At 32.9% G+C, this 14,410-nt stretch carries 12 protein-coding genes; all 12 read left to right on the top strand.

Features of this window, described 5'->3' with window-relative positions; translation table 11 throughout:
• The first annotated feature begins 300 nt into the window (after positions 1-300).
• The 12 genes from IDG66_RS03040 (at position 301) to IDG66_RS02980 (ending at position 14,195) form a co-directional block, all read left to right on the top strand.
• Positions 301-1,101: an MBL fold metallo-hydrolase gene (locus tag IDG66_RS03040; protein ID WP_000088649.1), complete on the top strand. Its 801-nt coding sequence runs from the start codon at positions 301-303 to the stop codon at positions 1,099-1,101.
• 227 nt (positions 1,102-1,328) lie between these two features.
• Positions 1,329-3,647: an LPXTG-anchored adenosine synthase AdsA gene (gene adsA, locus IDG66_RS03035; protein WP_000645781.1), complete on the top strand. Its 2,319-nt coding sequence runs from the start codon at positions 1,329-1,331 to the stop codon at positions 3,645-3,647.
• A gap of 367 nt (positions 3,648-4,014) precedes the next feature.
• Positions 4,015-4,494: a 23S rRNA (pseudouridine(1915)-N(3))-methyltransferase RlmH gene (gene rlmH / locus IDG66_RS03030; protein ID WP_000704777.1), complete on the top strand. Its 480-nt coding sequence runs from the start codon at positions 4,015-4,017 to the stop codon at positions 4,492-4,494.
• A gap of 101 nt (positions 4,495-4,595) precedes the next feature.
• Entirely contained in the window at positions 4,596-6,299 is a 1,704-nt protein-coding gene (locus IDG66_RS03020; RefSeq protein ID WP_224759327.1) for a hypothetical protein, read from the top strand.
• A 4-nt stretch (positions 6,300-6,303) separates the two neighbouring features.
• Positions 6,304-7,629, top strand: coding sequence for a DUF6038 family protein (locus tag IDG66_RS03015; RefSeq protein WP_048665304.1), 1,326 nt, complete (start codon positions 6,304-6,306; stop codon positions 7,627-7,629).
• Positions 7,630-7,839: 210 nt separating this feature from the next.
• The gene (locus IDG66_RS03010; RefSeq protein ID WP_103143686.1) at positions 7,840-8,940 is read left to right on the top strand and encodes a DNA polymerase family A protein; all 1,101 of its coding nucleotides are present in this window, start codon (positions 7,840-7,842) and stop codon (positions 8,938-8,940) included.
• Positions 8,933-9,301 carry a hypothetical protein gene (locus IDG66_RS03005; protein WP_103143685.1) on the top strand — a complete coding sequence of 123 codons (369 nt, stop codon included), beginning with the start codon at positions 8,933-8,935 and terminating at the stop codon, positions 9,299-9,301. Before IDG66_RS03010 ends, IDG66_RS03005 begins: the two co-directional genes overlap by 8 nt.
• Positions 9,301-10,920 carry a DUF5906 domain-containing protein gene (locus tag IDG66_RS03000; RefSeq protein WP_103143684.1) on the top strand — a complete coding sequence of 540 codons (1,620 nt, stop codon included), beginning with the start codon at positions 9,301-9,303 and terminating at the stop codon, positions 10,918-10,920. The genes IDG66_RS03005 and IDG66_RS03000 overlap by 1 nt, the downstream gene beginning before the upstream one ends.
• Positions 10,921-11,145: 225 nt before the next feature.
• Positions 11,146-12,822, top strand: coding sequence for a cassette chromosome recombinase CcrC (ccrC, locus tag IDG66_RS02995; protein WP_000676596.1), 1,677 nt, complete (start codon positions 11,146-11,148; stop codon positions 12,820-12,822).
• Between the two features lie 105 nt (positions 12,823-12,927).
• Positions 12,928-13,266 (top strand): SAUGI family uracil-DNA glycosylase inhibitor, encoded by a 339-nt coding sequence (locus tag IDG66_RS02990; protein ID WP_000171559.1) that lies wholly within the window; start codon positions 12,928-12,930, stop codon positions 13,264-13,266.
• 95 nt (positions 13,267-13,361) lie between these two features.
• Positions 13,362-13,673: a DUF960 family protein gene (locus tag IDG66_RS02985; protein WP_001083109.1), complete on the top strand. Its 312-nt coding sequence runs from the start codon at positions 13,362-13,364 to the stop codon at positions 13,671-13,673.
• Between the two features lie 15 nt (positions 13,674-13,688).
• Positions 13,689-14,195, top strand: coding sequence for a DUF1643 domain-containing protein (locus tag IDG66_RS02980; protein ID WP_000447786.1), 507 nt, complete (start codon positions 13,689-13,691; stop codon positions 14,193-14,195).
• Positions 14,196-14,410: the final 215 nt, after the last annotated feature.

Below are 14,410 nucleotides of genomic sequence, written 5' to 3'. Positions count from 1 at the left end.
TTTCTGTGTCTCCAACGTGCGCATTTATTCATATTTTAAGTAGTACCGCATTGTAAAATTAGTGTAACTGTTATTTTAAAAACTTTAGTATTTGTCTAATCATTGTTATAATAATTAGGACATTCATTGCACGTGATTATCAAAATTTAATTATAAGAGACCGGTCGATGAACTAAAGTTACATAATAGGAAAGGTATACAAAACAGCTAATATACTGATAGTTTCTGTAGGGAAAATCGTATATTTGCACTGATGTATATTGCAGTCATATAGAGAGATTGACTGCTTAAATAGAAAGGATGAGCCGCTTGATACGCATGAGTGTATTAGCAAGTGGTAGTACAGGTAACGCCACTTTTGTAGAAAATGAAAAAGGTAGTCTATTAGTTGATGTTGGTTTGACTGGCAAGAAAATGGAAGAATTGTTTAGTCAAATTGACCGTAATATTCAAGATTTAAATGGTATTTTAGTAACCCATGAACATATTGACCATATTAAAGGTTTAGGTGTTTTAGCGCGTAAATATCAATTGCCAATTTATGCGAATGAAAAGACTTGGCAAGCTATTGAAAAGAAAGATAGTCGCATCCCTATGGATCAGAAATTCATTTTTAATCCTTATGAAACGAAATCTATTGCAGGTTTCGATGTTGAATCGTTTAACGTGTCACATGATGCGATAGATCCGCAATTTTATATTTTCCATAATAACTATAAGAAGTTTACGATTTTAACGGATACGGGATATGTGTCGGATCGTATGAAAGGTATGATACGTGGCAGCGATGCGTTTATTTTTGAGAGTAATCATGACGTCGATATGTTGAGAATGTGTCGTTATCCATGGAAGACGAAACAACGTATTTTAGGCGATATGGGACATGTATCTAATGAGGATGCGGGCCATGCGATGACGGATGTGATTACAGGCAACACGAAACGTATTTACCTATCACATTTATCACAAGATAATAATATGAAAGATTTGGCGCGTATGAGTGTTGGTCAAGTATTGAACGAACACGATATTGATACGGAAAAAGAAGTATTGCTATGTGATACGGATAAAGCTATTCCAACGCCAATATATACAATATAAATGAGAGTCACCCTATAAAGTTCGGCACTGCTGTGAGACGACTTTATCGGGTGCTTTTTTATGTTATTGGTGGGAAATGGCTGTTGTTAGATTGAACCGGCTTGATTGAAATGTGTAAAATAATTCGATATTAAATGTAATTTATAAATAATTTACATAAAATCAATCATTTTAATATAAGGATTATGATAATATATTGGTGTATGACAGTTAATGGAGGGAACGAAATGAAAGCTTTATTACTTAAAACAAGTGTATGGCTCGTTTTGCTTTTTAGTGTGATGGGATTATGGCAAGTCTCGAACGCGGCTGAGCAGCATACACCAATGAAAGCACATGCAGTAACAACGATAGACAAAGCAACAACAGATAGGCAACAAGTACCGCCAACAAAGGAAGCGGCTCATCATTATGGTGAAGAAGCGGCAACCAACGTATCAGCATCAGCGCAGGGAACAGCTGATGATACAAACAACAAAGTAACATCCAACGCACCAACTAACAAACCAACTACAGCAGTTTCAACAACAGGAAACAAAAGACACGATGTAGATGCACAACAAGCCTCAACACAAAAACCAACTCACACAGCAACATTCAAATTATCAAATGCTAAAACAGCATCACTTTCACCACGAATGTTTGCTGCTAATGTACCACAAACAACAACACATAAAATATTACATACAAATGATATCCATGGCCGACTAGCCGAAGAAAAAGGGCGTGTCATCGGTATGGCTAAATTAAAAACAGTAAAAGAACAAGAAAAGCCTGATTTAATGTTAGACGCAGGAGACGCCTTCCAAGGTTTACCACTTTCAAATCAATCTAAAGGTGAAGAAATGGCTAAAGCAATGAATGCAGTAGGTTATGATGCTATGGCAGTCGGTAACCATGAATTTGACTTTGGATACGATCAGTTGAAAAAGTTAGAGGGTATGTTAGACTTCCCGATGCTAAGTACTAACGTTTATAAAGATGGAAAACGCGCGTTTAAGCCTTCAACGATTGTAACGAAAAATGGTATTCGTTATGGAATTATTGGCGTAACGACACCAGAAACAAAGACGAAAACAAGACCTGAAGGCATTAAAGGTGTTGAATTTAGAGATCCATTACAAAGTGTGACAGCGGAAATGATGCGTATTTATAAAGATGTAGATACATTTGTTGTTATATCTCATTTAGGTATTGATCCTTCAACACAAGAAACATGGCGTGGCGATTACTTAGTGAAACAATTAAGTCAAAATCCACAATTGAAGAAACGTATTACAGTGATTGACGGTCATTCACATACCGTACTTCAAAATGGTCAAATTTATAACAATGATGCATTAGTACAAACAGGTACAGCACTTGCGAATATCGGTAAGATTACATTTAATTATCGCAATGGAGAAGTATCGAATATTAAGCCGTCATTGATTAATGTTAAAGACGTTGAAAATGTAACACCGAACAAAGCATTAGCTGAACAAATTAATCAAGCTGATCAAACATTTAGAGCACAAACAGCAGAGGTTATTATTCCAAATAATACGATTGATTTCAAAGGAGAAAGAGATGACGTTAGAACGCGTGAAACAAATTTAGGAAACGCGATTGCAGATGCTATGGAAGCATATGGCGTTAAGAATTTCTCTAAAAAGACTGACTTTGCCGTGACAAATGGTGGAGGTATTCGTGCCTCTATCGCAAAAGGTAAGGTGACACGCTATGATTTAATCTCAGTATTACCATTTGGAAATACGATTGCGCAAATTGATGTAAAAGGTTCAGACGTCTGGACGGCTTTCGAACATAGTTTAGGTGCACCAACAACACAAAAAGACGGTAAGACAGTGTTAACAGCGAATGGCGGTTTATTACATATCTCTGATTCAATTCGTGTTTACTATGATATGAATAAACCGTCTGGCAAACGAATTAATGCTATTCAAATTTTAAATAAAGAGACAGGTAAGTTTGAAAGTATTGATTTAAAACGTGTATATCATGTAACGATGAATGACTTCACAGCATCAGGTGGAGACGGATATAGTATGTTCGGTGGCCCTAGAGAAGAAGGTATTTCATTAGATCAAGTACTAGCAAGTTATTTAAAAACAGCTAACTTAGCTAAGTATGATATGACAGAACCACAACGTATGTTATTAGGTAAACCAGTAGCAAGTGAACAACCAGCTAAAGGACAACAAGGTAGCAAAGGTAGTGAGTCTGGTAAAGATACACAACCAATTGGTAAAGAGAAAGTGATGAATCCAGCGAAACAACCAGCGACAGGTAAAGTTGTGTTGTTACCAGCGCATAGAGGAACTGTTAGTAGCGGTACAGAAGGTTCTGATCGCGCATTAGAAGGAACTGCTGTATCAAGTAAGAGTGGGAAACAATTGGCTAACATGTCAGCGCCTAAAGGTAGCGCACATGAGAAACAGTTACCAAAAACTGGAACTGATCAAAGTTCAAGCCCAGCAGCGATGTTTGTATTAGTAACAGGTATAGGTTTAATCGCGACTGTACGACGTAGAAAAGCTAGCTAAAATATATTGAAAACAATACTACTGTATTTCTTAAATAAGAGGTACGGTAGTGTTTTTTTATGGAAAAAAGCTATAACCGTTGATAAATATGGGATATAAAAACGGGGATAAGTAATAAGACATCAAGGTATTTATCCACAGAAATGGGGATAGTTATCCAGAATTGTGTACAATTTAAAGAGAAATACCCACAATGCCCACAGAGTTATCCACAAATACACAAGTTATACACTGAAAATTGGGCATGAATGTCAGAAAAATATCAAAAACTGCAAAAAAACTTGGTATAATAAGAGGGAAAAGTGTGAACAAGTTAATAACTTGTGGATAACTGGAAAGTTGATAACAATTTGGAGGACCAAACGACATGAAAATCACCATTTTAGCTGTAGGGAAACTAAAAGAGAAATATTGGAAGCAAGCCATAGCAGAATATGAAAAACGTTTAGGCCCATACACCAAGATAGACATCATAGAAGTTACAGACGAAAAAGCACCAGAAAATATGAGCGACAAAGAAATCGAGCAAGTAAAAGAAAAAGAAGGCCAACGAATACTAGCCAAAATCAAACCACAATCCACAGTCATTACATTAGAAATACAAGGAAAGATGCTATCTTCCGAAGGATTGGCCCAAGAATTGAACCAACGCATGACCCAAGGGCAAAGCGACTTTGTATTCGTCATTGGCGGATCAAACGGCCTGCACAAGGACGTCTTACAACGTAGTAACTACGCACTATCATTCAGCAAAATGACATTTCCACATCAAATGATGCGGGTTGTGTTAATTGAACAAGTGTACAGAGCATTTAAGATTATGCGTGGAGAAGCGTATCACAAATAAAACTAAAAAATAGATTGTGCATAATATAAAAGGAGCGGATTTATATTAAAACTTTGAATTCAAAAATTATTGAAAGGGAAGCTACCTTAGAAATTGAATCTATGGCAACTAATACATTGAAAATAAACCCGGATATTAATTCAAACGATACAAAAATGTCTTTCGATGGAGAATTGGAAGTGTATGATTCTGAAAATTTGAGTAAAAAAAATTTCGTTGGAAAAATACAAGTTCAAGTTAAAGGAAAGGAAGTAGCTAAAAGAGGAGGTAAGGTTATTCATCGAAGTAATGTCAAAATGAATGATTTAAAGGCATACCAACGAGAAGGTGGTGTGTATTACTTTGTCGTGTATTTAATCGTTGAGAATAAAAAAGTTGTTGAGAAGCAGGTTTATGGTAAACAATTACATCAATTAGATTTACAATTTTTACTGCAAAAAAAGCAGAAAAGCGTCACTATAAAAATGTATGAAATTGAAAATGAAAAAATTTTATATAATAATTGCGTAAAATATATAAATGAAAAGAGATTACAAAACCAAGTAGGTCAAGTTAAAGTAAAGAACATAGAAAAAGCTTTATCATATATAGCTACACCTGAAAATATTGTGATGGATCATAGAGGTTTACCATTAAATGATTTTTATGGCTATATAAAAATTAATTCATCTGAATTAGATGTAACTATACCAGATGGAGTATTAAGTATGGAAAAAGTAAAAAGAGTGAACAAAAAGCAGATAATAAAAGAAGGCAAGTTATTATTTGAAGGTATGGTAGGTATAGAAACTTCAAAGGAATCCATCTCTATAACTATAGATGATATTTTCAAAATTCAAACATTTGAAAGTGATAACAAAAGTACATATACAATGTTACCATTTAAAAAATTAAATATAGCCGAACAATCTTTTAATGTTATAAACGAATTGTCGAAAGGCGGCGAATTCTTTTTGGATCAAATCCAATTAGTAATCCAACCTTTTGAAATTAATATTATTGAAATAAAAGAAACAATAAATAAGTTGAATATTAAATTATCAGAGTATAGTAACTTGCTTTCGTTTGATGTGAGTCTAAAATCTACAGAATTTGATAAGCAGATGAATGAGATAAAAGGTTTATTAGAATTATTGGAATATAAAAATTTTAAAGATTTTAAAATGCATAATAATGGATACTATAAAATGAAGTTTTGTGGAAAATTTATATTATTATTTAAAGACAATACATCATTGTATAATGTCTACTCTAATGACTTTGTAGATAGATTTGAGGCTGTTACAAAAGAAAGAGTTGTACAGATGCCAATTGTTTACACATTAACAAGAGATATGATTGTAGATGTACTGAATTTTGATATAAATGTTATTAAAGAATGTATTGAATCAGATAAAATTGCTATTCAATCTGACATTAAATGGGAGAAATTAAATAACTTTGCATTAGAATTAATCGCAGCCTATGATGAAACTCAAAGAACCGATTTATTAGAATTAGCTGAATATGTATTAAATAATTTGCTGAATTTTGATAATGATAAAATATTTATGAACTTAATCAACAAAGCTCAAATTATAAAGAGAAGAAGAAATGATGTAGATGAAAAATTGTTAATTAAGTTATTCAAATTGAGAGATAAATTAATAGACATTGATAAAGAAATAGCAACATTGTATATCAACGTAGTATCAGGGAGTAAGCAAGAGGCAAAAATAAGATATGAAACCCTCAATGCTGCAGATTTGGAAATATTTAATGCTTACCCGATTTTTAATTTATATAAAAAATTAATAGAAAGTTGAGATTATGACGAAAAATACTTTTAGAGAAAGAATTCAAAAAACATATACAAAAAAAGATCTTGAGAAAGCTTTAGGTCTTAAAAACAAAGCTCAATTGCAGAAACGAATTGATAAATTAGTTGATATTTATAAGGTTGATATGAAGAAATTTCAAAAAAATTCTGGCGAAAGTGAAAGAGCTGCTTATAGTTTCAATGGGATTGCTTTTGATATACTATGTGTCTTATTAAATAATATGACAGATGATATGCTCCCTAAAGCAATAACAGATGAAGACGTAAAGTTAAGAAAAAATGCGATAGAGCATATCGATATTGACCAATATGCACATTTTATTAAAAGCATTAAAAATGATATAGATAAAATTGAATTTAAGCCATTAAAGTTACATATACATGCACAAAAAGCATATCAAGATGTAAAAAAAGTATTTGATTCAGGTAATAAAATAAATGAAAAGTTGCAATTAGTTTCAGAAGTAATGAATCAATTACCTATTGATAAACAAGTTGAATTAAGTGATAAAATCGCATTTGCTATACATGAAACTATTTATTCTACATTCGCAGAGATCAAGTATAATGAAAGGATTGCTGAGCATAATCAAACAAGTGAAAACTCAAGTCAGTATGATTTTAGATTTAACTATTTCGTAAATCAATTAACTGATAATGTAATAACAGAAGATATAAATGAAGAAAAAGCCTTTATATATGATAATGATGAACAATTAGATTGGTTATTGGTTAACATACTAAATAAAGTTCAACGGGCTGCTGATGGTTGGGGGATGAGAAACGCTAAGCCTCATCATAGAACACAAAAGTTTAGAGATATTGAACATTATTTCCTTAGAGACGTATCGAAAATGATTGATAAAGAGCTTAACAAAAAGGAAAACTTAAATAAACAATCTAAAAAATATGACTTCGATAATAAGATAAAGGTCATTAATGACAATATTGAGTTTTTTAATGAGGATGAACAAATTAGAAAGCATTTATTAGAGTTACGTAAACGATTAGACTTTCATTCTGCAGCAGTATTAAATCAGAAAAATCATTCACACATAGGCAATGAAATGTTCCAATATTTTATGGATGATATGCAACAAGTTGTAACATTGATAGACCGATACATTAATAAGACTGAACATTATAATGATATGAAAAATGGCTATATTAATGAATATAAATCATTTTATAATGCATATAATAATGAAATTGAAGTGACTAAGACGTACGAAAATAACATCCCAATGGCAATGTTAATGAAACAATTTAAGAATCAACTGTTAAAAAGAAGGAATAACCGAAAAAGCTCTAATTGAAGTTAAGTAGAAAATTAATAAATAATTGGTAAGCTCAATCCCTCATATAAAGGGATTGAGCTTATTTATTTGGTGGAATTTTTTTTGAAATTTTTTGCCACTTCATCAATGACCTCTATTTAGTATTAGGATTGTCTTATCAAAACGTTTTGAACAAATTTTAAGTTGAAAGTGAGCGCGCCACTTTCAACCATAAAGGAGAAGATTTACATGGAGACAAGAGACAAACTGATGTCATTGACTCAAAGTGACAAAACACAGCAATGGCTAATGGACAAGTCATCTAACCAAGATGACATTCAACAATTGCAGCAACAATTCAGCCAGCAGTTAGATCAAAAATATAATGCACTTTTAGCTGACAATCAAGCTAAGTTAGACCAATATGTGGAAGTACATCAAGGATTGGAAGCATTAAAGGAAGAGATTGAATCAGAATCCATTAAACTTAATATAGATAAATTACCCGATATCAAAGCAACAATGCTTGAAAGAGCCAAGAATGATGAACATTCTGATAAGATCGAAAAGCTATTTGATAGGTTAGAACAGGCATTAAATGGTACGAATCGATTATATACGCAATTATCGTTGATTGGTACACGAACACATCGAATTACAACTAAAAATTTTAATCTTCAAGGCTTACCAAAATCCGTCCAACGTATGATTTTACCTTCACAATTCAAAAAGGTATATACAATCGATTTCAAGTCATTTGACCCTTCAGTTGTTGGATACATGACGCAAGATTCTAAACTGATTGACTATTTGAATCATAAAGAAGGTTTATATGACGCATTATTAGAAGATTTATCACTGTCCAAAAAGGAGAAAAAGTTCGTTAAACGTACATTTATTGGTTCGTTTTTATTTGGCGGCAACTTCGATAGCCCCAAATTCAAGTTGAAACATTATGTAAGTGAAGAGCAATGGTTGGATACGGTCAGCCAATTTACAAAAGTCAATGAACTTAAGAAACAAATCGAAGAGCATAAAACCATGCCGATGCCCTACGGCATTGAACATGATATGAGCGCATTTCAAGGTAGCAGTATTATGGCAATCTACGTACAAACTGTAGCGAGTTATATTTTCAAGCACATTCTGCTAAAAGTGTACAAAGCACAGTGCGATCAAAAAACGTTCAAGATTATAGTACCGATACACGATGCGATTATGATTGAATGTGAAGATGAAGAAATTGCACAAAATGTGGGTCAGTTAATGAAAGATACGGCTAACCAGTTGTTCAATGGTGAATTTGCACATGTGACAGTGGAAGAAATAGGAGGCGTAGACCATGAATAATGATAGAGGACAAAGCCTACACATCCCAAGTAGTACACCAATCAAAGAAAATAATATATATGTAGCTACGTTACATTCTGTGATCCAAACAGATTTCTCAGGTGAAATAAAGCACCAATTCACGTATGAAATTGAAGTGAACAATCAGATTGTATATGCGAATCGTAATATTCCAACAAAACCGAGCGCTAATCAGTTGTCAATTCATGATTGGCTTAAACGTCATAGCAACTATAGCGTGTGTCATAAAACGTATGAACCTTACATTGACCGTAAGCATTTAATCCATATTGGTCAATATAATGGTAATTATTATGTAAACGATGTAGCGCCATTAAATGAAACTGGAGGCATATTATAATGAACCATATATTACAAATGTTATCTAAGCTATTAAGTGAAGCTAAGGAGGCAATCGACCGTCAAGGTCTGATTGCTATCCTAACCCTTAGTATTGGTAATGGCAATGAGATAGAAGAAACGGCACAAGGTGAAGCAATATATAGCAAACTTATTGATAAGTTACAACTTAATATCCCTAAAGATAAGGATTACCGACCTAATATCTATAGTTATTTTGGTATTCAGAAGAAACCCAATGATACAGTACTAATGGAAATGATGATAGAGGTTTTTCATATTAAACGTTTTAATTCAGAATTATTTGTTTTCAAAGCTAACGGTTGGCAAAAGATAAATAAAGATGAATTACAAGGATTGGTAAGTAAAATGATACAAGTACTATTTATCGACTACAAACCTTCACAAAGTACACTAAGAAATGTGGTTGATGGTCTACAAAAATCAACAGATGTAGAAGAGCTTGTTGAGGATAAGCAGTATATTGGTTGCGGTCCTAACATGTTTAATCTAAATACATTTGAAGTTGTTAAAAATTGTATAGATATATTCCCTAAAACACGCTTGAATATAGAAATAGATAAAGGTGATGTTATAAATGAAAATATACCTGACCACTTTAGTAAATACATGCTAGAGCTTGCTAACTTTGATACCGATTTAAAGCACTTTCTGATACAGCATACAGCAATACTGCTTACTGCTAATACCAAACTACGAAGAGGTTTGATTCTGCATGGCGCTGCTAATAATGGAAAATCAGTATATATAAAGTTGTTGAAATCATTCTTTCATCAAAATGACGTTATATCAAAAACGCTAAACGAACTTGGTGGACGTTTTGATAAAGAAAGCTTAATTGGGAAACGATTAATGGCAAGTGATGAAATTGGTGAGGCAAGAATCAATGAGAAGGTAGTAAATGACTTTAAGAAGTTACTTTCAGTTGAACCTATCCATGTTGATAGAAAGGGACAGACACAAGTAGAAGTCACATTAGATTTAAAACTGATTTTTAATACTAATGCTGTACTAAACTTTCCATCTGAGCACGCAAAAGCATTAGAGCGTAGAATTGCTGTTATTCCATGTGAATATTATGTTGAAAAAGCTGATCCCGACTTAATTGAAAAGTTACAGGATGAAAAGAAAGAAATCTTTCTTTACTTGATGTATGTGTATCAACAGATTGTAAAAGCAGATATCGAGTACCTTGAAAATAGCCGTGTCACTGAAATTACTCACGATTGGTTAAATTTTGGATATGAATTTGTTTCTAGCAGGTCCGTAAGTATTCCAAATCAGAAAGCATGTATTAATTTACTCCGAAAACTTACAGCAATTAAACCAGGGTCACGTATCAAAGTGTCTAGGCTAAATGAGGTTATTAGAGATGAAATTAAAGTAAGCTCTCAAGTTATTAATGATTTGGTTCAAGCTAACTTTAATGTACAAAGTAGACTAAATAATGGTTATAAGTATTGGATCGATTTAGGATGGAAAGAAACTGATAAAAAAGATGACATGATTTCATTCGATGAAAATGAGAATGTAACAGATGATGAGTTCTTATACGAAGATGATTTGAACTTAGGTTGGGAGGACTTTGACGATGAATAATGAACAAATTGAAGCATTTGTAGAAGTGCTTGTACCTATCATAGAAGAACGTATCAATAAAGGTAATTAAGGCTAATTACGTACTACAGGCAGTTGCCTGTAGTACTCATATGATTAAGTGGTAAAAGTGATAAAAATGAAACGAAATTATAAATATATATTATCTATATGTTGTTACAAGACCGATAGTCTGTAGCAATAATCTAATAAAAGGAGCGGTATGATATGAAGGGTAAAATTGCACTTTATTCACGCGTTAGTACGTCAGAGCAGTCGGAGCATGGGTACTCAATCCATGAGCAGGAACAAGTACTCATCAAAGAAGTTGTGAAAAATTTCCCAGGTTATGACTATGAGACATATACTGACTCAGGCATTTCAGGTAAAAATATTGAAGGTCGTCCGGCAATGAAACGTCTATTACAAGATGTTAAGGATAATAAAATCGAAATGGTGTTAAGTTGGAAATTGAATCGTATCTCACGATCAATGAGAGACGTGTTTAATATTATTCATGAATTCAAAGAACATGATGTAGGGTATAAATCGATTTCTGAGAATATTGATACATCCAATGCTTCTGGAGAAGTACTCGTTACAATGTTTGGGTTAATAGGATCTATAGAACGCCAGACTTTGATTTCGAATGTGAAACTTTCTATGAATGCTAAGGCAAGGAGCGGAGAGGCAATCACCGGTCGTGTTTTAGGCTACAAATTATCACTTAATCCACTTACACAGAAAAATGATTTGGTTATCGATGAAAATGAAGCTAATATTGTACGTGAAATTTTCGATTTATATTTGAATCATAATAAAGGCCTCAAAGCCATTACAACCGTACTTAATCAAAAGGGGTATCGTACTATTAATCAAAAGCCATTTTCAGTGTATGGTGTTAAATACATTTTGAATAATCCAGTCTATAAAGGCTATGTCAGATTCAATAACCATCAAAACTGGGCTGTACAGCGAAGAAGTGGCAAAAGTGATAAAAATGATGTGATATTGGTCAAAGGTAAACATGAAGCCATTATAAGTGAAGAGGTATTTGATAAAGTTCATGAAAAATTAGCTTCTAAAAGTTTTAAACCGGGCAGACCTATTGGTGGAGATTTCTACTTACGTGGCCTTATTAAATGCCCAGAATGCGGAAATAATATGGTATGTCGACGGACGTATTATAAAACGAAAAAGTCCAAAGAACGGACAATCAAGCGTTATTACATTTGTTCCTTATTCAATCGTTCAGGGAGTTCTGCATGTCACAGTAATTCCATCAATGCTGAAGTCGTCGAGCGTGTAATTAATGTTCATTTGAATCGTATTCTGTCTCAACCAGATATTATCAAGCAGATTGCGTCAAATGTGATAGAAGAACTGAAACAAAAGCATAGTAACCAAACAGAAATTAAATATGACATTGATAGTTTAGAAAAACAAAAAGCTAAGCTTAAAACACAACAAGAACGATTGTTAGAATTGTTCTTAGATGATCAGATGGATAGCGAAATGTTAAAAGCTAAACAAAGTCAAATGAATCAACAGTTAGAAGTATTAGATCAACAAATTAAAGAAGCGCAACAAGCAAATCAATCACAGGATGAAATACCTAATTTTGATAAATTAAAAGGACGACTCATTTTGATGATAACACGATTCAGCGTGTACTTAAGAAAGGCTACACCCGAAGCTAAAAATCAACTTATGAAAATGTTAATTGATTCAATTGAAATTACGACAGATAAACAAGTAAAACTTGTAAGGTATAAAATTGACGAAAGTCTTATCCCTCAATCTTTGAAAAAAGATTGGGGGTCTTTTTTTATGCCCAAATTCCAATTTGAAATATATGGTCAAAATGATTATTTCATCGACCAAATTACCACTTTTACCACTTAGTTATTAGTGACAAAAGTGAGCGAAATGAAATAAAAATCAAATATATATTATCAAAATGATGTATCACATGCATACATCAATCAAATACATTAGGAGGTCATAACCATGACACTAGAACAACAACTCAAGCACTATATAACCAACTTATTCAATCTGCCAAGGGACGAAGTGTGGCACTGCGAATCTATCGAGGAAATCGCTGATGATATCTTACCCAATCAATATGTAAGACTTGGCCCACTCAGTAATAAAACACTTCAGACTAATACCTACTACTCTGACACACTTCATGAAAGTAATATCTATCCTTTCATTCTCTACTATCAGAAACAACTCATAGCCATCGGTTATATCGACGAAAATCACGATATGGATTTCTTATACCTACACAACACTATCATGCCTCTTTTGGATCAACGATACTTACTAACAGGAGGACAATAAAATGCATAAATACATCAAAATTACACAATTAGTCATTACAATACTAAGTGAAATCATCATTTGGATGAAAGAGTCAGAACGAAAGGAAGTCTCTTATGAATAGATATATCACCCGGGGTATCGCCAACAACTTACCTAATATCTTACAACACCAATTATGGCAACTCGTATCTGAGCGAGAACAAGAACAAACCAAAGATAATACTTCAGTAGATTATTTTCATATATTCCAGTTCAATAAGCATCGCAATCAATTATATATCAAACACAAACAAGAACGACCTGAATATGCGAAAATCCATAAAGCTAATTATTCAAAAGCAATCAATATCAATAAGGTCTACATTATTCGAGAAGATGATGTAGACCTTTCTTATTATGTCATGTTATTACCTGAAGAATACTAGAGGAGTGAAAATTATATGGAAACAATCAAAAGTACATTAAAAACAGAAGCCATATTCAGTGATGACAAACAACATCGCTATCTACTTAAGAAAACATGGAATAGTGAAAAACAATCAATCACAATCATTACAATGTATCCGCATTATGATGGCATTCTCAATATTGACCTAACGACCCAACTCATCATGAACAAAGTTTCAGAAATGGATGCATTTGGTTCAATCAATTTTGTGAATCTATACTCTAATATTACAACCCCTATCAATCTCAAACATTTAGAAAATGCGTATGATAAGCATACAGATATTCAAATTATGAAGGCAGTGAAAGAGTCAGATGAAGTGATATTAGCTTGGGGCGCTTACGCTAAAAAGCCCGGTGTTGAAGCACGTGTTAATGAAGTATTAGAGATGTTGAAACCACATAAAAAGAAAGTAAAACGACTCATGAATCCAGAAACCAATGAAATCATGCATCCCCTTAATTCGAAAGCACGTCAAAAATGGATATTAAAAGTATAGCAACTAAAATGTTTATTCACTATCCATGAAAATAATTGAATTTCATATATATCTTTTAATCTACAATATGATTAAAAGATATATTATTTGGTTCTGTTGCAAAGTAAAAAAATATAGCTAACCACTAATTTATCATGTCAGTGTTCGCTTAACTTGCTAGCATGATGCTAATTTCGTGGCATGGCGAAAATCCGTAGATCTGAAGAGACCTGCGG

Origin of the sequence: Staphylococcus sp. EG-SA-18 (genome assembly GCF_017151825.1) — a bacterium.
Classification (GTDB): Bacteria; Bacillota; Bacilli; order Staphylococcales; family Staphylococcaceae; genus Staphylococcus; species Staphylococcus aureus.
This window is presented reverse-complemented; position numbering and strand designations above follow the sequence as displayed.

Coding starts and splice junctions, on each gene's coding strand:
- IDG66_RS02990 (WP_000171559.1), top strand. CDS start 12,928: ATGACACTAGAACAACAACTCAAGCACTATATAACCAACTTATTCAAT.
- IDG66_RS03000 (WP_103143684.1), top strand. CDS start 9,301: ATGAACCATATATTACAAATGTTATCTAAGCTATTAAGTGAAGCTAAG.
- IDG66_RS03010 (WP_103143686.1), top strand. CDS start 7,840: ATGGAGACAAGAGACAAACTGATGTCATTGACTCAAAGTGACAAAACA.
- IDG66_RS03040 (WP_000088649.1), top strand. CDS start 301: ATGAGCCGCTTGATACGCATGAGTGTATTAGCAAGTGGTAGTACAGGT.
- IDG66_RS02985 (WP_001083109.1), top strand. CDS start 13,362: ATGAATAGATATATCACCCGGGGTATCGCCAACAACTTACCTAATATC.
- IDG66_RS03020 (WP_224759327.1), top strand. CDS start 4,596: ATGGCAACTAATACATTGAAAATAAACCCGGATATTAATTCAAACGAT.
- IDG66_RS03005 (WP_103143685.1), top strand. CDS start 8,933: ATGAATAATGATAGAGGACAAAGCCTACACATCCCAAGTAGTACACCA.
- rlmH (WP_000704777.1), top strand. CDS start 4,015: ATGAAAATCACCATTTTAGCTGTAGGGAAACTAAAAGAGAAATATTGG.
- ccrC (WP_000676596.1), top strand. CDS start 11,146: ATGAAGGGTAAAATTGCACTTTATTCACGCGTTAGTACGTCAGAGCAG.
- adsA (WP_000645781.1), top strand. CDS start 1,329: ATGAAAGCTTTATTACTTAAAACAAGTGTATGGCTCGTTTTGCTTTTT.
- IDG66_RS03015 (WP_048665304.1), top strand. CDS start 6,304: ATGACGAAAAATACTTTTAGAGAAAGAATTCAAAAAACATATACAAAA.
- IDG66_RS02980 (WP_000447786.1), top strand. CDS start 13,689: ATGGAAACAATCAAAAGTACATTAAAAACAGAAGCCATATTCAGTGAT.